Source organism: Enterobacter sp. DVT3837 (assembly GCF_056238685.1).
Genome location: NZ_JBWDLA010000001.1, coordinates 2,185,150 through 2,204,722, shown reverse-complemented (window position 1 = coordinate 2,204,722; position 19,573 = coordinate 2,185,150). Strand labels below are relative to the sequence as shown.

Annotated in this window: 23 protein-coding genes; 10 read left to right on the top strand and 13 right to left on the bottom strand. The window is 53.6% G+C overall.

Features of this window, described 5'->3' with window-relative positions:
- Positions 1 to 31: 31 nt before the first annotated feature.
- Entirely contained in the window at positions 32 to 1,621 is a 1,590-nt protein-coding gene (locus AC0XWG_RS10805) for an ABC transporter substrate-binding protein (RefSeq protein ID WP_475680575.1), read from the bottom strand.
- A gap of 245 nt (positions 1,622 to 1,866) precedes the next feature.
- Between AC0XWG_RS10805 and yghU the strand changes: the two genes are divergently transcribed.
- Together yghU and AC0XWG_RS10795 are read left to right on the top strand one after the other, a co-directional pair.
- The gene (gene yghU / locus AC0XWG_RS10800) at positions 1,867 to 2,733 is read left to right on the top strand and encodes a glutathione-dependent disulfide-bond oxidoreductase (RefSeq protein ID WP_129324652.1); all 867 of its coding nucleotides are present in this window, start codon (positions 1,867 to 1,869) and stop codon (positions 2,731 to 2,733) included.
- Between the two features lie 160 nt (positions 2,734 to 2,893).
- Entirely contained in the window at positions 2,894 to 3,226 is a 333-nt protein-coding gene (locus AC0XWG_RS10795; protein WP_028019661.1) for a YMGG-like glycine zipper-containing protein, read from the top strand.
- 73 nt (positions 3,227 to 3,299) lie between these two features.
- On the opposite strand, the gene AC0XWG_RS10790 is transcribed toward AC0XWG_RS10795, so the two are convergent.
- From AC0XWG_RS10790 to AC0XWG_RS10780, 3 genes are read right to left on the bottom strand one after another with little or no spacing between them, the layout of a single operon-like run.
- Positions 3,300 to 4,202, bottom strand: coding sequence for an alpha/beta hydrolase (locus AC0XWG_RS10790; RefSeq protein ID WP_028019660.1), 903 nt, complete (start codon positions 4,200 to 4,202; stop codon positions 3,300 to 3,302).
- Positions 4,192 to 5,088: an alpha/beta fold hydrolase gene (locus AC0XWG_RS10785; RefSeq protein ID WP_475680574.1), complete on the bottom strand. Its 897-nt coding sequence runs from the start codon at positions 5,086 to 5,088 to the stop codon at positions 4,192 to 4,194. The genes AC0XWG_RS10790 and AC0XWG_RS10785 overlap by 11 nt, the downstream gene beginning before the upstream one ends.
- Positions 5,089 to 5,112: 24 nt before the next feature.
- Positions 5,113 to 6,168, bottom strand: a complete 1,056-nt coding sequence (locus AC0XWG_RS10780) for a sugar phosphate isomerase/epimerase family protein (protein ID WP_028019658.1) — start codon at positions 6,166 to 6,168, stop codon at positions 5,113 to 5,115.
- Positions 6,169 to 6,309: 141 nt separating this feature from the next.
- Between AC0XWG_RS10780 and AC0XWG_RS10775 the strand changes: the two genes are divergently transcribed.
- Entirely contained in the window at positions 6,310 to 6,900 is a 591-nt protein-coding gene (locus AC0XWG_RS10775) for a TetR/AcrR family transcriptional regulator (RefSeq protein WP_023333391.1), read from the top strand.
- A 10-nt stretch (positions 6,901 to 6,910) separates the two neighbouring features.
- On the opposite strand, the gene AC0XWG_RS10770 is transcribed toward AC0XWG_RS10775, so the two are convergent.
- From AC0XWG_RS10770 to AC0XWG_RS10755, 4 genes are all read right to left on the bottom strand, one after another.
- The gene (locus tag AC0XWG_RS10770) at positions 6,911 to 7,189 is read right to left on the bottom strand and encodes a hypothetical protein (protein WP_108090463.1); all 279 of its coding nucleotides are present in this window, start codon (positions 7,187 to 7,189) and stop codon (positions 6,911 to 6,913) included.
- A 179-nt stretch (positions 7,190 to 7,368) separates the two neighbouring features.
- Complete coding sequence (locus AC0XWG_RS10765) at positions 7,369 to 7,509, bottom strand: hypothetical protein (RefSeq protein ID WP_154231567.1); 141 nt, start codon at positions 7,507 to 7,509, stop codon at positions 7,369 to 7,371.
- 70 nt (positions 7,510 to 7,579) lie between these two features.
- Entirely contained in the window at positions 7,580 to 7,834 is a 255-nt protein-coding gene (locus tag AC0XWG_RS10760; RefSeq protein WP_475680573.1) for a hypothetical protein, read from the bottom strand.
- 128 nt (positions 7,835 to 7,962) lie between these two features.
- Positions 7,963 to 9,510, bottom strand: coding sequence for a methyl-accepting chemotaxis protein (locus AC0XWG_RS10755; RefSeq protein WP_475680572.1), 1,548 nt, complete (start codon positions 9,508 to 9,510; stop codon positions 7,963 to 7,965).
- Positions 9,511 to 9,739: 229 nt separating this feature from the next.
- On the opposite strand from AC0XWG_RS10755, the gene AC0XWG_RS10750 reads away from it, so the two are divergent.
- Entirely contained in the window at positions 9,740 to 10,780 is a 1,041-nt protein-coding gene (locus AC0XWG_RS10750) for an aldo/keto reductase (protein ID WP_134707970.1), read from the top strand.
- 44 nt (positions 10,781 to 10,824) lie between these two features.
- Here the strand turns inward: AC0XWG_RS10750 and AC0XWG_RS10745 are convergent, their stop codons facing one another.
- On the bottom strand, positions 10,825 to 11,313 hold the full coding sequence (locus tag AC0XWG_RS10745; RefSeq protein ID WP_023309169.1) for a TIGR00645 family protein: 489 nt from the start codon (positions 11,311 to 11,313) through the stop codon (positions 10,825 to 10,827).
- An 81-nt stretch (positions 11,314 to 11,394) separates the two neighbouring features.
- Positions 11,395 to 11,898: an ESA_00282 family adhesion-associated protein gene (locus AC0XWG_RS10740; RefSeq protein ID WP_028019653.1), complete on the bottom strand. Its 504-nt coding sequence runs from the start codon at positions 11,896 to 11,898 to the stop codon at positions 11,395 to 11,397.
- Positions 11,899 to 12,001: 103 nt separating this feature from the next.
- On the opposite strand from AC0XWG_RS10740, the gene AC0XWG_RS10735 reads away from it, so the two are divergent.
- Both AC0XWG_RS10735 and AC0XWG_RS10730 read left to right on the top strand, forming a co-directional pair.
- Entirely contained in the window at positions 12,002 to 12,406 is a 405-nt protein-coding gene (locus AC0XWG_RS10735; RefSeq protein ID WP_028019652.1) for a hypothetical protein, read from the top strand.
- A gap of 1 nt (position 12,407) precedes the next feature.
- Positions 12,408 to 12,860 (top strand): hypothetical protein, encoded by a 453-nt coding sequence (locus AC0XWG_RS10730; RefSeq protein ID WP_028019651.1) that lies wholly within the window; start codon positions 12,408 to 12,410, stop codon positions 12,858 to 12,860.
- 45 nt (positions 12,861 to 12,905) lie between these two features.
- On the opposite strand, the gene exbD is transcribed toward AC0XWG_RS10730, so the two are convergent.
- Together exbD and exbB are read right to left on the bottom strand one after the other, a co-directional pair.
- Positions 12,906 to 13,331, bottom strand: coding sequence for a TonB system transport protein ExbD (gene exbD / locus AC0XWG_RS10725; RefSeq protein ID WP_028019650.1), 426 nt, complete (start codon positions 13,329 to 13,331; stop codon positions 12,906 to 12,908).
- Between the two features lie 4 nt (positions 13,332 to 13,335).
- Positions 13,336 to 14,067, bottom strand: coding sequence for a tol-pal system-associated acyl-CoA thioesterase (exbB, locus tag AC0XWG_RS10720; protein WP_028019649.1), 732 nt, complete (start codon positions 14,065 to 14,067; stop codon positions 13,336 to 13,338).
- Between the two features lie 251 nt (positions 14,068 to 14,318).
- Between exbB and metC the strand changes: the two genes are divergently transcribed.
- A complete protein-coding gene (gene metC, locus AC0XWG_RS10715) occupies positions 14,319 to 15,506 on the top strand; it encodes a cystathionine beta-lyase (protein WP_475680571.1) in 1,188 nt (395 codons plus the stop codon).
- Positions 15,507 to 15,649: 143 nt separating this feature from the next.
- On the top strand, positions 15,650 to 16,309 hold the full coding sequence (yghB, locus tag AC0XWG_RS10710) for a DedA family general envelope maintenance protein YghB (RefSeq protein ID WP_028019647.1): 660 nt from the start codon (positions 15,650 to 15,652) through the stop codon (positions 16,307 to 16,309).
- 46 nt (positions 16,310 to 16,355) lie between these two features.
- Here the strand turns inward: yghB and AC0XWG_RS10705 are convergent, their stop codons facing one another.
- Positions 16,356 to 17,255 (bottom strand): AraC family transcriptional regulator, encoded by a 900-nt coding sequence (locus tag AC0XWG_RS10705; RefSeq protein WP_475680570.1) that lies wholly within the window; start codon positions 17,253 to 17,255, stop codon positions 16,356 to 16,358.
- A gap of 195 nt (positions 17,256 to 17,450) precedes the next feature.
- Between AC0XWG_RS10705 and yqhD the strand changes: the two genes are divergently transcribed.
- Together yqhD and dkgA are read left to right on the top strand one after the other, a co-directional pair.
- Positions 17,451 to 18,614 (top strand): alcohol dehydrogenase, encoded by a 1,164-nt coding sequence (gene yqhD, locus AC0XWG_RS10700; RefSeq protein ID WP_028019645.1) that lies wholly within the window; start codon positions 17,451 to 17,453, stop codon positions 18,612 to 18,614.
- Between the two features lie 105 nt (positions 18,615 to 18,719).
- Positions 18,720 to 19,547, top strand: a complete 828-nt coding sequence (dkgA, locus tag AC0XWG_RS10695) for a 2,5-didehydrogluconate reductase DkgA (RefSeq protein ID WP_049005047.1) — start codon at positions 18,720 to 18,722, stop codon at positions 19,545 to 19,547.
- Positions 19,548 to 19,573: the final 26 nt, after the last annotated feature.

Genomic DNA, 19,573 nt, shown 5'->3' with positions numbered 1-19,573 from the left:
AAAGCCCCGACCCGACGGCCGGGGCAATCGCTTATTTCTGATAGATTTTTGACAGATCCTGGAAGAGGTAGACTGGTTTCGGCTCTGCCTCCTGGGTGCCGCCGAAACGCTTGTCCACCGCGACGGTCGCATTGGTGTAGGCAATCGGGTAGTACGTCATGTCATTCGCCACCGTCTGCTGAATTTGCTTGTAGATATCGGCACGTTTCGCGGCGTCGGTTTCCACCGCGCCTTTATCCCACAGGGCATCAAACTGCGGATTTTTGTAGTGCGCGTAGTTATAGGCTTCGTTGCTCATGAACAGCGATTTGTAACCATCCGGCTCGGAGCCCATGATGTAGCCGCCCAGGTTCAGCTCCCATGCGGTATTGTTCATATCAAGGCTGCGCTGAGACATGGCGTTGGAGTCCAGCGGCATCAGCTCCACGCTCACCCCAATGCCCTTCAGCGCCTGCTGAATGTAGAGCGCCATGCTCTCCTGGGTTTTGTTGGTGTTCACATACGCCAGGCGCAGCTTGAGGTTATCCGGCGCGCCGGATGTTTTCAGCAGGTCTTTGGCTTTTTGCAGATCGAATTTGTACTGCTCGACGTCATCCGTCTTGTAAAGCGTATCTGGCGTCAGGAACGAGGTTGCCGGTTTGGCGTAGTCGAGCGAGGTAAACGCGGTCTGGGTCAGCTCGTCCTTGTTGATGGCATAAGCAATGGCCTGACGCAGCGCTTTGCTCTTCATCACCGGCACGTTCTGGTTGAACGTCATATAGGCCAGACGACCTTCCGGATAGACCACAAAGTCAAACTTCCCGGTATTTTTCAGGCGGTTCACATCCTGCGGGTCAACCATCTTGAGGTTGATTTCACCGTTTTGCAGCGCCAGGTTGGCGGCGTTACTGTCTTTGGCGAAACGGTAGGTCACTGAATCAAGCTTCGCTTTGCCGTTCCAGTAATCGTCAAAACGGGTCAGGGCGTAATACTGCCCGGCGCGGTACTCTTTAAATTTGAACGGCCCGGAGCCGACTGGCGCATCGTTTTTGCTGCTCTTTTCCAGATCGCCTTCACCGGCGAACACGTGCTGCGGGATCGGGTAGATCTGCACCAGGGTTCCGGTAAAGGCGGCGCTAACCTGCGGTAAGGTGAACTTAACGGTGCGGTCGTCGATCTTGCTCACTTCAACGGGCTTGCCGCCCCAGGTAAACATGCTGCGGAAGAAGCTATGCTGTTTGGCATCCAGCAGTTTATTGAACGTAAAGACCACGTCGTCCGCCGTCAGCGGCTGGCCGTCCTGCCATTTCAGGTTGGGTTTTAACGTCAGGGTATAACTCAGGTTGTCGGCGGAGGGCGTCATGCTTTCCGCCAGACCCCACTCAATGTTGCCGTTATTAAAGCTATACAGCGGGGCATAGAGCGCCTGCATGATCGTTAACGTGGTACGGTCGCTGGCATAGAGCGGATTAACGGCTAACGGGTCGCCGGAGGTTATACCAATAATCAGCGAGCCGCCCTCTTTTGGCGCATCGTTTTTTGCCGCTGCGGGCGTATTTGTCTCTTTATTTTTCGCATCATCACAGCCAGCCAGGCCTAACGCGAGCGAAACCAGCACTGCCGATAACAGAAGCTTGCGCATCTCACTAACTCCTTGCCTTATAAAGTGTTTATTACTGCATTTTTTATTTATGTTGAAGCATCATATGCAGCTTTATCGGTTTCCGCATTAATTATGAAAATGCGATTTTCGATTAAGCTTATGCCGAATTTGATATATATAAGCGCCAGAAGGAATAGCGGTTAATTGATTGCGCTCACATCGTTAAACGGTTCACAAATCTCCTGCTACACTGCCTCAACACATCACTCAAAAGGCAGACCAACATGTCAGACAACACTTATCAGCCACCGAAAGTGTGGGAATGGAAAAAGAACAACGGCGGTGCATTCGCCAACATCAACCGTCCGATTTCCGGCGCAACGCATGAGAAAGAGCTCCCTGTGGGTTCTCATCCGCTACAGCTCTACTCCCTGGGCACACCGAACGGTCAGAAAGTGACGATCATGCTCGAAGAGCTGCTGGCGCTGGGCGTGACGGGCGCCGAGTACGACGCATGGTTGATCCGCATTGGCGAAGGCGATCAGTTCTCCAGCGGGTTTGTAGAGGTGAACCCGAACTCGAAAATACCCGCGCTGCGCGATCACTCCACGACTCCGCCGACGCGCGTATTTGAATCCGGCAGCATTCTGCTTTACCTGGCAGAAAAATTTGGTCACTTCCTGCCAAAAGATCCGGCAGGCCGCACGGAAACCCTGAACTGGTTGTTCTGGCTGCAAGGGGCCGCCCCGTTCCTCGGCGGCGGGTTTGGCCACTTCTACAACTATGCTCCGGTGAAAATTGAATATGCGATTGACCGCTTCACCATGGAAGCCAAACGCCTGTTCGACGTGCTGGATAAACAGCTGGCCCGCGGCCGTTACGTGGCCGGTGAGGAATACACCATCGCGGATATGGCAATCTGGCCGTGGTTTGGCTGCGTCGCGCTGGGCAGCGTGTATAACGCCGCCGAGTTCCTGGACGCGGAGAAGTACACTCACGTGCAGCGCTGGGCGAAAGACGTGGCGAACCGCCATGCCGTTAAGCGCGGACGCATCGTTAACCGCACCAGCGGCGAGCTGAACGAGCAGCTTCACGAACGCCACGCGGCGAGTGACTTCGAGACAAATACCGAAGACAAACGTCAGGCGTGATAGCTGGCCGGGCGGGACACCGCCCGGCTGCAAGGATCCTTTCCCAGGGCATGATTAGCTTAAAGGCTGACCCTGTATTGCTGGCACTATTTGTCCGTTTTTCTCACACCAGACCGTGAGATACGACGAATTAACCGACAGCAGTCACAAAGGATCTGTTATGAAACTCATTAAAACAACGCTGGTTATCAGCGCTCTCATTTTTTCTACCTCGGGAATGGCCATCGACAAAACCGCTGCCGGCGCGGTAGCAGGCGCGGCCATTGGCGCAGCCACGGGCAAAGATCTGAAATCAACCGTTGGCGGTGCCGTCGTTGGCGCTGGCACGGGGGCGATGTTCAAAAACGGCGAAAAAGGCAAAGACGCGCGTAAAGGTGGTGCGGTAGGTGCTGCCGTGGGCGCAGGTGCCGCGGCGGTTACCGGCAAGAGCGTACTGAAAGGTGCGGCGGTTGGTGCGGGTACAGGCGCGCTGATTGGTGAAGCGACGCACTAAGGCTGTGTGCCACCTTGTGAACAGGCATGAATAATAAACCCAGCGATCGCGCTGGGTTTTTTGTTTTTTTGAATTAGATACAAGCCCGTTCGAATAACCGACGCGCGGCTGGCGTTAACCCTGACATATGCATGCAGGCATGCACCATTCCCGGCAACCGTTCACAGCGTACTGGCACCCCCGCCTCCTCAAGCCGCAGAGCATACTCTTCAGCCTCATCGCGCAAGGGATCATATTCACAACTCAGGATGGTTGCTGGCGGTAACCCCCTCAGCGAGGCCATATGCAGCGGCTCGGCATAAGGATGACGACATTCTCCCAGATAGTTCTCCCAGCAAAACACCATCGCATCACGCGTTAAATAATAACCTTCAGCAAATTCACAATAGCTTTGGGACGACATTTCGCGACTTAACGCCGGGTAGAGCAGCAACTGATGCTCAATGTGAGGTCCGCCGCGATCCCGGGCCAGCAGAGCTGTCGCGGCAGCAAGATTGCCGCCAGCACTGTCGCCGCCCACCGCCAGACGGGTCGCATCTATCCCCAAAAGCGCGGCCTGTTCACTGGCCCAGCACAGTGCCTGATAAACATCTTCTAACGGCCTTGGGAAGGGGAACTCCGGTGCCAGACGGTAATCAACGGAGAGTATTTTCCGACCAGTAGCATTGGCCAGTGCCTGACAGGGCCGATCGTACAGCGACAGCGAGCCCAGACACCATCCGCCGCCGTGAGCAAAGAGCATTGCAGGCAGAACGATTTCAGCGTTTGAGGCAGCAGGCGTATACGCGCGAAGACCGATAGCGTAACCATCATCAGCGATAACAACGTAATGTTGAATGCCGCAATCTGTTTCCTCCTCACCCTGTAGCCGCAACAAATCCACTTCGGTGGCGGCACGCAGGTCGGCTAACGACGCCGGTTGCGGCGCGCCCGATGACGCAGCCAGAAAGTCTGCAATGTTTTTATCAAGCGGCACGATCGGTGTCCTCTGAGAGAAAGGGTACGATTAGCCCAATAAACGCCTCATGACACTCTTCGGTAATAAAATGCCCGCAGTCCGCCACCGTCTCGCCACGCAAATCAAGGGCATTGCCCTGTAGGGTTATCAACGGCGCATCGCGCGTCGCATGTTCGGCCCCCACCGTTAACACCGGCATGGTTAAAGGTGTTTGCGCACGGCGCTGGTTCTGCCGGATGGTTTCCGGGATAGCGCGATAATAGTCGAAGCCCGCACGCAGCCCGCCGGGTGTTGAATAGGCGGCGATATACACCTCTGCGGCAACCCGTTCACGTCGATGAGACCAGCGGTCGAAAATATAGCTGAGATACTGTGATTCGCGCCCGCTGGTCAGGGTTTCGGGTAGATCCGCCAGTTGATTGAACATGAAGTGCCAGAGAAAGATGTTCTCTTCCGGTGCGACAAAAATCGGCGGTGGTGGTGCCAGTCCAGGGATAACCGCTTCTGTCAGCACAAGTCTTTCTATCGCCTGAGGAAAATCGCTCGCCATGGCATAACCAACCCACATGCCGATATCGTGACCCACTATGCTATAACGCGCATGGCCCAGCTGCACCATCATGGTATGCAGCATGGCACCGACACGTCCGGTATCATAGCCGTCGCGCGGTTTATCTGACTCACCAATGCCCGGAGGGTCGACCGCTATCGCCTGAAAACCCGCCGCCGCCAGCGCCTGAAGGACATAGCGCCAGGTATACCAGGTCTGCGGCCAGCCCGGTATCAGCAATACCGGTTGTCCTTTTCCCGCCACGACGCAGTGGATGCGCTGTCCGTTCACTTTCGTATAGACGTGTTCTGCCCTGAGATCCGCGTGCGCGATCTCACCGTATTGTTGTTCCATGGTGACTCCCTGTGATGTCGTAGCTTAGCGAATGCCGAGTAATGCGTTGATTTGCTGAGGGTTAACTGGCGCACCGGCGAAATCATCGAAGACTTTATCGGTGATGTGAATAATATGGTCGCGGATGAACGCAGCCCCTTCTCTGGCACCATCCAGCGGATTTTTCAGACAGCACTCCCATTCCAGGGTTGCCCAGCCGGCATAATCGTATTGAGTCAGCTTCGAGAAAATAGCCCTGAAATCCACCTGGCCGTCACCTAATGAGCGAAAACGTCCTGCACGATCGACCCACGACTGATAGCCACCATAAATACCCTGACGCCCGGTCGGATTAAATTCAGCGTCTTTGACGTGGAACATGTTGATCATGTCCTTATAAATATCAATAAACTCCAGATAGTTAAGCTGCTGTAGCACCATGTGGCTGGGGTCGAAAAGTATCCGGCAGCGGGGATGCTCTTTCACCCTTTGATAAAACATTTCAAACGTCACCCCATCATGCAGATCTTCGCTCGGGTGGATCTCATAGCAGAGGTTAATACCCTGCTCGTCACAGGCGTTAAGCACCGGCATCCAGCGCCTGGCCAGCTCGTCAAAGGCGGTTTCAATTAACCCTTCCGGGCGCTGCGGGAACGGGAACAAATAGGGCCACGCCAGCGAGCCAGAGAAGGTACCCAGATCGCTGAGTCCAAGCCTGGCAGAGGCCTTGACCGCCATCAGCAGCTGTTGCTGTGCCCATTCGCCGCGGGCCAGTGGGTTGCCGTGGACTTCCGGCGGCGCAAAGCTGTCGCATAAGCTGTCGTAAGCAGGATGTACCGCCATCAGTTGGCCGAAGATGTGGCTGGTCAGCTCACTCACCACCAGGCCATGCTCCGCCAGCATACCGGTCAGATCGTCGCAGTAGGTCTGGCTTTCTGCCGCCGTCGCCACGTCGAAGAGACGGCGATCCCATACCGGGATTTGCAGAGCGCTAAACCCCGTTTCCGCCGCCCACCGGGCTATCGCAGGCAAATTATTGAATGGGGCCGCATCATCGCTGAACTGAGCCAGATGGAGAGAGGGACCTTTGAGGGTTTTCATCGTATACTCCTATTGTTTGTCGATTGACAAACAATAGGAGTAAAGCCGGATAACCGCAAGCGAAAATTATAAATTCGTTGGTAATCCAGATGATTTAGGCGATCCTGTTTCACTGAATTCAGGACCAACCGGAGCAACAAAATGGCAGGCAGACCGCGCCAGTTCGATCGTGACCAGGCGCTTATCAAAGCGCGCAACCTGTTCTGGCGACAGGGTTATGAAGGAACCTCAATGTCGGATCTGGTGGCAGAGCTGGGGATTGCATCGGCACGAATTTACAAGGCGTTCGGTTCAAAAGAGCAGCTCTTTCGGGAAGCTATCGCCGATTACGAAAAACAGGAAGGCGGTTTTGCGGATCGGGCCTTATCCGCAGGGGGCAACGTGCGGGATACCATCCAGACGCTGTTAATGGATGCGGTTCACCTGTACTGCCATCCGGATTTGCCGCAAGGATGTATGGTGGTGGCCTCTGCAGCCAGCGTCAGTGCGGAAAATGAAACGCTCAAAACCTGGCTGGCACAGCATCGCCTGCAGCGTACGCAGCAGATCATCGATCGTCTCCACCAGGCAGTGCATAACGGTGAACTGCCGGATACGACCGATGCAGAGAGTCTGGGAGACTATTTTGCCGTCTTTTTACATGGTTTGTCGGTGCAGGCCAGAGACGGTGTTCCGGAATCTCGTTTGCAGGCGGCGGTTAAGCAAGCGCTTAGCCTGCTGCCGCATTGCTGAGTGCGAAGCATCAATGATGATCGTCGTACTGATGCTCTATCACCATCCCTTCCGCCACGCTCGCCACATGCCGCGCACGCGGGTGATAAACCGGAGCAGGCGCTGGCGCGGCATAGACCGTTTGTGACGGTGCAGGCGCGACGGCTACCGCCTGCGGAACCGTGGTGGATGACGGGACAATCACCACTTTATAACCGCTCGGGACATCCACGGTGACGCTTTGCGCCATTGCTGAATTAACCATAGCCAAGCCTGCCATGACGGCCAATACAATATAGGACTTTTTCATAGACTGTATTATTTCCGGTAAAATAAGAAAATTAATAATGTCGGGAGGAGCTTAAGGCTATATTAATTCCCATCGCCGTTACGGTGCAGAAAATGCCAAATATATTGTTACATTAACACATGAAAATAATAACGTAGGCCGGGCAAGGCGCAGCCGCCGCCCGGCAACATAAAACAATTTTAATTAATCGCGATATGACCTTCCGGCGTATTTATCCAGCGCGGCGCTTTCAGCGTATCGGCGTAATATCCCACCAGCTCACACAGCAAATCCTCTATCACGCGCGCCATCTCCTCTGGCAGGGCGCGGCCGATCAGCAACTGGGTTAAGACCTGGCAGTATTGCCCGAGCCGACAAGGGGCATTCCCGGAAGCCGTCTCGCAAATCTGATTAATACTTAATATCCCGCGCTTTTTGCCGTCCGGCCTGTTTCATCTGACGCTTGTCCTGACGGCAGTCGTGATTACTCTGGTTATTGTTCGCCACGCAGGTCTGCTTCACCTGTCGTGACGCGTCGCGGGTTTCCTGCCTGACATCACGCGACACACGCCGCTCCTGCGCCTGCTGGGTCGCACTGGCAAAAACCGAGAACAGCATCAGAAAAATGAAAGAGAGAACAGGGATAACTGACAACGATCTGTTCATAGCAACACCTCATAGAAGAGAGCCCAGAACGTCAGGGGGGTTAGCAAAAGAATAGCAGTTTCAGCGCGCGCTGAATGAGGAAGGCGTTAATAATGCAAGGCCGCACAAGGCGGCCTTGCAACGTTGCGCTATGCCGTCAGGCGGAACTTTTGCACCGAGCGCTGAAGATCTTCGGTCTGACGCTCCAGCGCTGCCGCTGCTGCGGAAACCTCTTCCACCAGCGAGGCGTTTTGCTGGGTAACGCCGTCCATCTGGGTAATGGCAATCCCGACCTGCGAAATGCCCTTGCTTTGCTCCTCAGAGGCGGAGGCGATTTGCTTCATAATGGTTGTCACTTCCGTCACGTCGCGCAAAATCGCATCCATGGTGGTGCCTGTGTCGCCCACCAGCTGCGCCCCCTGCTCTACCCGATTAACGGAATCAGCGATCAGCCCTTCAATTTCTTTTGCCGCGTTGGCGCTACGGCTTGCCAGGTTACGGACTTCACCCGCCACCACGGCGAAACCACGCCCCTGCTCACCCGCGCGCGCCGCTTCAACGGCCGCATTGAGTGCCAGAATGTTGGTCTGGAAGGCAATGCTGTTGATGACGTTAGTGATTTCAGCAATTTTCTTCGAGCTTTCAGAAATGCCGCTCATGGTGGTCACCACTTCTTCCACCAGCGAGCCGCCACGGCTGGCGGTGGTCGATGCCACATCTGCCAGTTGGCTTGCCTGACGCGCGCTTTCCGCATTCAGTTTCACGGTTGCAGTCAGTTGTTCCATGCTGGCAGCCGTCTCTTCCAGTGCGGCAGCCTGCTCTTCGGTACGGGAAGAGAGATCGTTATTACCGCTGGAGATTTCCGTCGCACCGCGCCAGATATTTTCACTGCCGGAGCGGATAGTGCTGACCGCTTCGCGCAGACTGTCCTGCATCGCGCTCAACAGAGGAACCAACTGCCCCACACAGTTGCGGCCGAAGGGTTCAATTGGCTGACTGAGATCGCCCTGGGCAATCTGGCGGAACTGCTGGCGAATGCGGTCCAGCGGTTTGACCAGCATCGCGACCAGGTAGCGGTCGGTGAAAAGCAGGATCAGCAGGCCGATAATAGTGGCGGTGATAATCACCGTACGCGTCATGCTGGTCAGGTTGTCCACCACCACGCGGGTGCTGTCGAGCGCCTTCGCGGCCGCGTTGTTAAAGTTCTCGGCAGCGGCACCAAACGCACGGCTTAGCGGCGGGGTAACGTTATTGGCCTGCTGGCGATAGCCATCCAGAGTCTCCAGCTTCGCCTGCTGCATTTGCGGCGTGATACCTTGATCAAGCAACGCCTGCCAGGTACCGATGACCTGAGCAGAAATCTGTTCGTCCATTGGTCCTGGCGAGATCGCTTTCATCTCGGCCAGTTTCTTACCCATGTTATCCAGTGCCTGTTGGGCAGAGGCCAAATCCGGCGTGCCGCCTGCGGCTTTGACTTCCATCGCACGGCTCAAACGGGTCACAAAGCGGAAATACTGATCGGTGCCCTGACTGAGTACCGTCATCTGTTTGACCAGTTGACGATCCACGTCATTGCCATCCGAAACACGCGAAAGGGACCAGGTACTGTACAGGCCAACACCCGCCCACATTAAACAAAAGATCCCGAGAATCGTCAGCATGACGAAGCGGATCGTGAAATTACGGAGCATATTCATAAGTCTTCCTTGCCGTGAGGGTGAATTCGCCCAGAGGCGAGTACTTCTCTCGTTATCGGCAGGAACCGGGGAAATTATAACGTTTTGTGATCATTTTTGATTAGCGTGGCTTCATTAGTCACACAGCTGACGTTAACCATCACCTCGCGCTTAGTTATGTCATTTGTGATGTGATAAGTTCAGAATGAAAACGTTGTTTCGAAAATTCAACGATAAAAAAGGAGACATCATGTCCTGGAACCCTGACCCCGCCCGCTATGAAAATATGCAGTACCGCTACTGCGGAAAAAGTGGCTTGCGCCTGCCAGCACTATCGCTTGGTTTGTGGCATAGCTTTGGCCACGTACACCCTCTCGAATCCCAGCGCGCGCTGCTGCGCAAAGCCTTCGATCTCGGCATTACTCATTTCGATCTCGCCAATAACTACGGCCCTCCGGCAGGCAGCGCTGAAGAGAATTTCGGCCGCCTGCTGCGTGAGGATTTTTCCGCGTATCGCGACGAACTGATTATCTCCACTAAAGCGGGTTACGACATGTGGTCGGGGCCGTATGGGTCAGGCGGTTCGCGCAAATATTTGCTTGCCAGTCTCGATCAAAGTCTGAAGCGGATGGGTCTGGAGTATGTTGATATTTTCTATTCCCATCGCGTCGATGAAAATACGCCGATGGAAGAGACTGCGGCGGCACTGGCCCATGCTGTGCTAAGCGGTAAAGCGCTGTATATCGGGATTTCATCCTATTCAACGGAGCGCACCCAGAAAATGGCTGACCTGTTGCGTGAGTGGAAAATTCCGCTGCTTATTCATCAGCCATCCTACAACCTGCTCAACCGCTGGGTAGATAACACCGGCCTGCTGGATACGCTTAAGCAAAACGGGACGGGTTGCATTGCGTTTACCCCGCTGGCGCAGGGGTTGCTTACCGGAAAATACCTGAACGGGATCCCTGAAGATTCTCGCATGCAGCGCGAGGGTAAAAAGGTACGCGGCCTGACGGAAAAAATGCTGACCGAAGCCAATCTCAACAGCCTGCGTTTGCTGAGTGAAATGGCGCATGTCCGTGGACAGACGATGGCGCAGATGGCACTGAGCTGGTTGCTCAAGGATGAACGCGTTACCTCAGTGCTGATCGGTGCAAGTCGCCCGGCCCAGATCGAAGAAAACGTTCGGGCCCTGGATAACCTGCACTTCAGCGAAGATGAGCTGGAAAGGATTGATCGACATGTTGCGGACGGGGAGTTGAACCTGTGGCAGGCATCATCGGATAAATAGGTCTTTTCGCCCCCTCAGCCCGTAGGGCGAGGGGGACACGTACTTTACTTCTTACTGATCTTATCCAGATACCCCATCACAAATGCAGACAACACAAACGTCAGATGGATAATGACGTACCACATCAGTTTGTTATCCGGGACATTTTTCGCGTCCATAAATACGCGTAACAGGTGGATAGAGGAGATTGCCACAATCGACGCGGCCACTTTATTCTTCAGCGATGAAGCATCCATTTTGCCCAGCCAGCTGAGCTTCTCTTTACGCTCGTCGATATCAAGCTGGGAGACAAAATTTTCGTAGCCAGAGAACATCACCATCACCAGCAGTCCGCCCACCAGGGTCATATCTACCAGCGACAGCAGAACCAGAATCAAATCCGCTTCGGCAATGGAAAAAATGTTCGGCAGAACATGCCAGATTTCCTGAAAGAACTTAATCGTCAGAGCGATAAGCGCCAGCGAAAGGCCAAAATAGACGGGAGCCAGTATCCAGCGAGAGGCGTACATGGCATTTTCAAAAAAGCGTTCCATAAAGTCCTGTTTGCAAAAGAAACCAGCGCCCAGTATATCTCAACGGCGCTGACTGTTTGCAATAACTCAACGGTACGTCACTCAGACGTTATCCGGGTTAACCTCCGGACGTGCGTACTCAGGCCAGACAAGCGCCACCAGCTCAGGATAGGCTTCCAGACTGAACTCACGAAAGCACTGACGCAGATTTAATACGTCGAGGTCAGAATATGATACTTTCTCACCGTTCAGACAGCGTTTTTTGATATTATCATAATATTTATACACTGCTGAATTCAGGTCGCTGCAGCGACGCTGTGCCTCAAACAGTCCGGGCGTATCATTAATTTCCGACATTTTCATGCGTTTAATTGTCGCGTGTAAAAAGTCGATATATTCATGGTTCACCCGCCAGTACCAAACAGGCGTTACTGAGTTCATCAATACAGAGAAATGATCTTCCCCTTCCTCTTTTGTCATCCGTTCAGGTTGTGGAGGTTCACTGGCGTCCTTCGACACTTTCGTTTTATTGAATTCCTGCATCAATAAAAGAACACCAGCGGTCAGTAATAGTAATGTGATGACCGTAAAAAAGATGCTGTTCATGGGTAGGCTCCATTTTTTTTGATTTTAAAATTGCCTCATGATATTGTCAACGAATCTCACGCCTTTACCAACCCCACCCTGTTGAAATTAAAGGAAATTAAAAATGCTGCCCGACTATCTCGTCCCGGCTAAGTACCACATTGCGTCTGTGGAACAGCAACCCGCGGAAGCAGAAAAAGAGGCGAGTTTCACTCAGGGAAAAAGAAAGCTCTCCGATTTCGAGCCTGACATATTAATTGGCGTTTCCCAAACAGGGAAATCCCGTAATATGTTGCTGGAAGAGCACGATCGTCATATAAAGGACCGCTTATTTCGCGCTATAAAAATTGAAGCCTTTGTCCATCTGCTGAATGACCTGCAAGCCGAAGGCGAAATAGATGCCCAGAAACTAAGTCAAATAATGGCCGAAAAAACAGAAGAAATAAATGAAGCGGGCAATGAAATTTGGCTTAATCTAATTACACGAGAAAAAAACAACCCTATATTTTACACCCTGGGGGAAGATTAACGTGAAAGAAATTAAAAATAACGACGTTTATTTGACTTTAGATGATAAAAAAAGTGATGAATTTATCTTAAAGCAAAATCTCGACGCGCTGAGAAAGACAAAAAATGACGAGATGACGCGTATAACACAAGATTTGGTATCGATCCCGGCGACGCTGGTGCGTCTGAAATGGCAGAATCGCCGTGAAATTTACCCGCTACAGGTCAAAGAAGAAATTTACGGTGCCGTGGTGAATGCCATCATCGAGCAGCGTCCAGAGCTGAAAGAGAAGGTACTGGGACGTCTTGAGGCCAATTATCAGTATCTGCTTGCCAGAGAAATCGCCACCCTGCGTCTGACGCGCAAGCTGTCAGACGGTGAGTACCGTACCTCAAACGTCACCTGCGTGGCGCTTGATGAGGACGCGCTGGCTTCTCACCCGACCGCTCCTGCATCCACTGATACAAAAAAATAATCAAACCGATATGCATAAAAAAAGCCGGCTTTCGCCAGCTCTTTTTTACTTCACGGTCGCTTTCTCTTCGCCGACCAGCCCAATCTTCAGATAACCCGCCTGATGCAGCGTGTCCATTACCTTCATCATGGTTTCATAATCGACGGTTTTATCCGCACGGAAGAAGACCGTGGTGTCCTTCTTGCCACCCGTGAGCTGATCCAGCGCCGGGATGACAGAGTCGGCCGTCACCGGGTCGTTCCCGAGGAACATGGATTTATCCGCTTTTACCGAGATATAGATTGGCTTCTCCGGGCGCGGCTGTGGCTGGCTGGAAGAGGCAGGTAGATTCACCTTCACATCCACCGTCGCCAGCGGCGCAGCCACCATGAAGATAATCAGCAGAACCAGCATAACGTCGATAAACGGCGTTACGTTGATTTCATGCATTTCGCCGTTATCGTCCAGATTTTCGTTCAGACGCATCGCCATAGCATCAACCTGCGCGCAGTTTAGACGCCGCGTGCACCGGCTTAACCGAGCTGGCATTCAAATCAAGATCGCGACTTTGCAGCAGCAGAACCTGTGCTGCAACATCACCGAGAGTGGCTTTGTAACTGCCAATCATACGCGCGAAGATGTTGTAGATAACCACAGCCGGGATTGCTGCAACCAGACCGATTGCCGTCGCCAGCAGCGCTTCCGCGATACCCGGCGCAACCACCGCAAGGTTGGTAGTTTGAGACTGCGCGATACCGATAAAGCTGTTCATGATGCCCCAGACCGTACCGAAAAGCCCGATGAACGGCGAGATCGCGCCGATCGTCGCCAGATAACCATTGCCACGGCCCATATGTCGACCTACAGCGGCAACACGACGCTCCAGACGGAAGCCGGTACGTTCTTTAATACCTTCGTTATCTTCACTGCCAGCGGAAAGTTCCAGCTCGTTCTGAGCTTCATTAACTAACAGGGTGGTCAGGCTTTTTACGTGGAAGGATGAGGTCATATCTGAAGCCTGATCCAGAGAGCGGGCTTCAGCCAGTTGCTGTTGCTCCCGCTTAAGGCGACGCTTCTGCGAAAGCAGCTCAGCACTTTTGCTGAAGAAGATAGCCCATGTGACAACGGACGCCAGAATCAGGCCGATCATCACAATCTTAACCACGATGTCAGCATGTTGATACATGCCCCAAACGGAGAGATCCGTCTGCATCAAATTATTACCCACTCTGTATCTCCAGGACGCAAATCACAAAATCTGAACGTAATAATATCAAAACATCGTCGAATTGATAGTAGTTCTCATTAGTATTTGCATGGTGCCGTAATTTTCGCTCACTTTCCTTGCGCTTACGCAGTAAAAATTTCTTATGCGATTTTTTGCTAATATTTTCTGCTTATTCGATAAGTATCCGGGTGCAGTTTTTTACAATCGTGGTAGTCTGGACGTCCAGACGTATAAAAACAGGGTTAGCGAACATGACAAAGAAGCATCTTGATACCACGCTGGTACAGGCAGGACGCAGCAAAAAATACACCCAGGGATCGGTCAATAGCGTGATTCAACGAGCCTCCTCACTGGTATTTGATACCGTTGAGGAGAAAAAAATCGCCACGCGTAACCGCGCAAAAGGCGGACTTTTTTATGGTCGTCGCGGCACGCTAACCCATTTTTCACTCCAGGAGGCCATGTGCGAACTGGAAGGCGGCGTGGGCTGTGCGCTGTTCCCGTGTGGGGCGGCAGCCGTCGCCAATACTATTCTGGCGTTTGTGGAACAAGGCGATCATATCCTGATGACCAACACCGCCTATGAACCCAGCCAGGACTTCTGCACCAAAATCCTCAGTAAGCTCGGCGTAACAACCGGTTGGTTCGACCCGCTGATCGGCGAAGGCATCGCAGAACTTATTCAGCCAAACACGCGTATCGTGTTCCTGGAATCTCCAGGGTCACTCACCATGGAAGTCCACGACGTCCCGGCTATCGTGAAAGCGGTTCGCAGCAAAGCGCCAGAAGCGATCATCATGATCGACAACACGTGGGCGGCGGGCGTGCTGTTTAAAGCACTGGAGTTTGACATTGATATCTCGATTCAGGCGGCGACCAAATACCTGATTGGCCATTCTGACGGCATGATTGGCACTGCGGTATCCAATGCACGCTGCTGGGATCAGCTGCGTGAAAATGCCTACCTGATGGGGCAAATGGTGGATGCGGATACCGCCTACATGACCAGCCGCGGGCTCCGTACGCTGAGCGTGCGCCTGCGTCAGCATCACGAAAGCAGCCTGAAAATAGCCGAATGGCTGGCGCAACACCCGCAGGTTGAGCGCGTCAACCATCCGGCGTTGCCCGGCAGCAAAGGTCATGAATACTGGCAACGGGACTTTACGGGGAGTAGCGGTTTGTTCTCATTCGTTCTTAAAAAACGGCTGAATAATGACGAACTGGCAAACTATCTGGATAATTTTACCCTCTTCAGCATGGCCTACTCCTGGGGCGGCTTTGAATCCCTGATCCTGCCAAACCAACCGGAGCAGATCGCGGCTTTGCGTCCCGGTGGTGAAGTGGACTTCAGCGGAACCCTGATCCGACTGCATATCGGTTTAGAAAATGTTGACGATTTAATCGCGGATTTAACAGCAGGGTTTGAACGTATCGTGTAGAGTGCTGGCTGAAAATGTACTCCCTGGACGTTTTTGTGAACATTGCCACCAGAAAAGTCCGCATTAGTTGCGCCCGGGATCAAACCCGAAGCGCAAATAAAGGAGTACAATAGCTCTATATCTGCTGTTCCACAGGAAAGTCCATGGCTGTTATTCAAGATATTATCGCAGCGCTCTGGCAACACGATTTTGCCGCGCTGGCGGACCCTCACGTCTTAGGTATCGTCTATTTCGTGATGTTCGCGACTCTGTTTCTGGAAAATGGATTACTGCCAGCGTCATTTTTACCCGGTGACAGTTTGCTTTTACTTGCCGGGGCGTTGATCGGCAAAGGCGTCATGGACTTCACGCCAACGATGGTGATCCTCACTTCCGCAGCCAGCCTGGGCTGCTGGCTGAGCTATTTGCAGGGCCGCTGGCTTGGGAACACGCGCGTCGTGAAAAGCTGGCTGGCCCAGTTACCGCATAAATATCATCAACGTGCGACCTGCATGTTTGATCGGCATGGCCTGCTGGCACTGCTGGCAGGGCGTTTTCTGGCGTTTGTTCGTACTCTGCTGCCAACAATGGCGGGCATTTCTGGTCTGTCGAACCGCCGCTTCCAGTTCTTTAACTGGCTGAGCGCCCTGTTGTGGGTTGGTGTGGTCACGACGCTCGGCTACGCGCTGAATATGATCCCGTTCGTGAAACACCACGAAGATCAGGTGATGACCTTCCTGATGGTGCTGCCGATTTTCCTGCTGGTGGCAGGGCTGGTAGGGACCATTGCGGTAGTGATTAAGAAAAAGTACTGCAGTGCATAAACAAAAGCCGGGTGGCGCTACCGCTTACCCGGCCTAAGCTTCCCCTTCACGCTCCCTGCATGGTTCTTATACGTGACGCATCTTCCCCCGGCGTGACGCCGAAGTAGCGCTTAAACTCCCGACTGAACTGCGACGCACTTTCATAGCCCACCCTCATCGCCGCCGCGCTGGCCTTCATGCCATCGTGGATCATCAGCATTCGCGCCTTATGCAGGCGGTAGGTTTTGAGATACTGCAGCGGTGAAGTGCTGGTCACCGACTTAAAATTATGGTGAAACGCCGAGACACTCATATTAGCTTCTGCCGCGAGCTGGTCGACGCTCAGGTTTTCCGTGTACTGACTTTCAATACGCTTGAGCACGCGGCTTATCAGGCTGAAGTGGGTCTGTCGGCTCACCAGCGCGAGTAAGGCCCCCCCACCCGGCCCCAGCAGTACATGGTAGAGAATTTCGCGGATAATCTGCTTGCCGAGAATACGTGCATCCAGCGGCCTTTCCATCACGTCCAGCAGGCGTTCAATGGCACAGAGGATCTCCTCTGATAGCGTTGCCGAGTTAATCCCACTTGACGCCATTGACGGCTGGAAAAGCTCGTCCTCGCCAATCTCCATCAGCAGCTCCTGCAACTGAAGAAGATCGACATTGACGCGAATACCCGCCAGCGGAACGGCCTCTGTCGCGAAAGTTTCACATTCAAAGGGTAAAGGTACTGTCAGCAGCAGGTATTCATTGGTGTCGTAACGGAAGACTCGTTCATTGATATAGCCAATTTTATGGCCAGAAAAGAGAAAAACGATGCCTGGTTGATACATGACCGGCGTGCGCGTCCCGGGTTGCGTACCGTAGAGCAGGCGAATGTCCGGCAGCAAATTGCTGACACCATTTTCATTATCTATCAGTCTCTTAATCTGCATTGTGAGCTGATGACAGATCGCTTCACGGTTCATATTACGTTACTCCGGGTACGGTTTCCGACGTTGATAGTGTGCGTGCTTTTCCGCGCTTTCTCCAGCGCTCTGTAGAAATGGGCAAGACATCGGCAGGAATGTGCATTGAGAGGATAGCCCCGGACAGCCACAATGTGCAGCATCAGGTAGCCTTCTGCGCCACCACGATTTTTCACCCACATAAGGGAACGAGCAATGAACAACTTTAATCTCCACACCCCAACCCGCATTCTGTTTGGTAAAGGCGCTATTGCCGAGTTGCGCGCACAGATCCCTGCTGACGCCCGCGTACTGATCACCTACGGTGGCGGCAGCGTGAAAAAAACCGGCGTGCTGGATCAGGTTTACAGTGCCCTGGAAGGTCTGGACGTGCGTGAATTCGGCGGCATTGAGCCAAACCCGTCTTACGAAACGCTGATGAATGCAGTGAAAATCGCCCGCGAAGAGAACATCACCTTCCTGCTGGCCGTTGGCGGTGGCTCAGTGCTGGACGGCACCAAATTCATCGCCGCAGCGGCACATTACGCTGACGGCATCGACCCATGGCATATCCTGGAAACCCGTGGCAGCGATGTGAAAAGCGCTATCCCGATGGGCTCGGTACTGACTCTGCCAGCCACAGGCTCTGAATCCAACAAAGGTGCCGTGATCTCCCGCAAAACCACCGGTGATAAACAGGCCTTTATGAACGAACACGTTCAGCCTGTGTTCGCCATCCTCGACCCGGTTTACACCTACACCCTGCCTGCACGTCAGGTGGCTAACGGTGTGGTCGACGCCTTTGTGCATACCGTTGAGCAGTACGTGACCTACCCGGTGGATGCCAAAATTCAGGATCGCTTCGCGGAAGGCATTTTGCTGACGCTGGTTGAAGAAGGTCCGAAAGCGCTGAAAGAGCCAGAAAACTACGATGTTCGCGCCAATGTGATGTGGGCGGCAACGCAGGCGCTTAATGGCCTGATCGGTGCGGGTGTGCCTCAGGACTGGGCAACCCATATGCTGGGCCACGAACTGACGGCCATGCACGGTCTGGATCACGCTCAGACGCTGGCCGTAGTACTGCCTGCGCTGTGGAACGAAAAACGTGACACCAAACGCGCCAAACTGCTGCAGTACGCCGAGCGCGTGTGGAACATTACCGAAGGTTCTGACGATGCGCGTATTGATGCCGCCATCGAAGCGACCCGCAACTTCTTTGAAGGCCTGGGCGTGCCAACGCGTCTCTCTGGCTACGGCCTGGATGGTAGCTCCATCCCTGCCCTGCTGGCGAAACTGGAAGAACACGGTATGACTCACCTGGGTGAGCACGGCGACATCACGCTGGACGTGAGCCGTCGTATCTACGAAGCGGCACGCTAAGCGTTTTTGTCCTCCCGACTTTCGTTTTTTGACATTTCGTCCAGACTTAATGCACACCCCATCGTCGGAGAAACCCTCCGACGATGCGCACCTGAAGGAGGAAAAATGGCAAACCAAACCGTAATCAGGCTGAAGGACGGCAACGTGATGCCCCAACTGGGGCTCGGCGTATGGAAAGCCGGTAACGACGAGGTCGTCTCCGCCATTCATAAAGCCCTGGAAGTCGGCTACAGGTCGATTGATACCGCCGCTGCGTACAAAAACGAAGACGGTGTGGGTAAGGCACTGGCCAGCGCTGGCCTGCCCCGCGACGACCTTTTCATTACCACTAAACTGTGGAACGACGATCAAAAGCGCCCCCGCGAAGCCCTGCAGGAGAGCCTGGACAAGCTCCAGCTCGATTACATCGATCTCTGGCTGATGCACTGGCCTGTTCCGGCTATCGACCATTATGTTGATGCCTGGAAAGGAATGATTGAGCTGCAAAAAGAGGGACGGGTGAAAAGTATCGGTGTTTGTAATTTCCAGGTTCACCATCTGCAGCGCCTGATCGACGAGACGGGTATCGCTCCTGTCATCAATCAGATCGAGCTGCACCCGCTGATGCAGCAGCGCCAGCTTCACGCCTGGAACGCAACCCACAATATCCAGACCGAATCCTGGAGCCCGCTGGCTCAGGGTGGTGAAGGCGTATTTGATCAGAAAATTATTCGCGACCTGGCGGATAAATACGGTAAGACGCCAGCACAGATTGTGATTCGCTGGCATCTGGATAACGGCCTGGTGGTGATCCCGAAATCGGTCACCCCTTCGCGCATCGCCGAGAACTTCGACGTCTGGGATTTCCGCCTGGACAAAGATGAGTTGGGTGAGATTGCGAAACTGGATAAGGGCAAACGGCTTGGGCCAGACCCGGATCAGTTTGGCGGATAGATAAAAAAACCCCGGCTTGCCGGGGT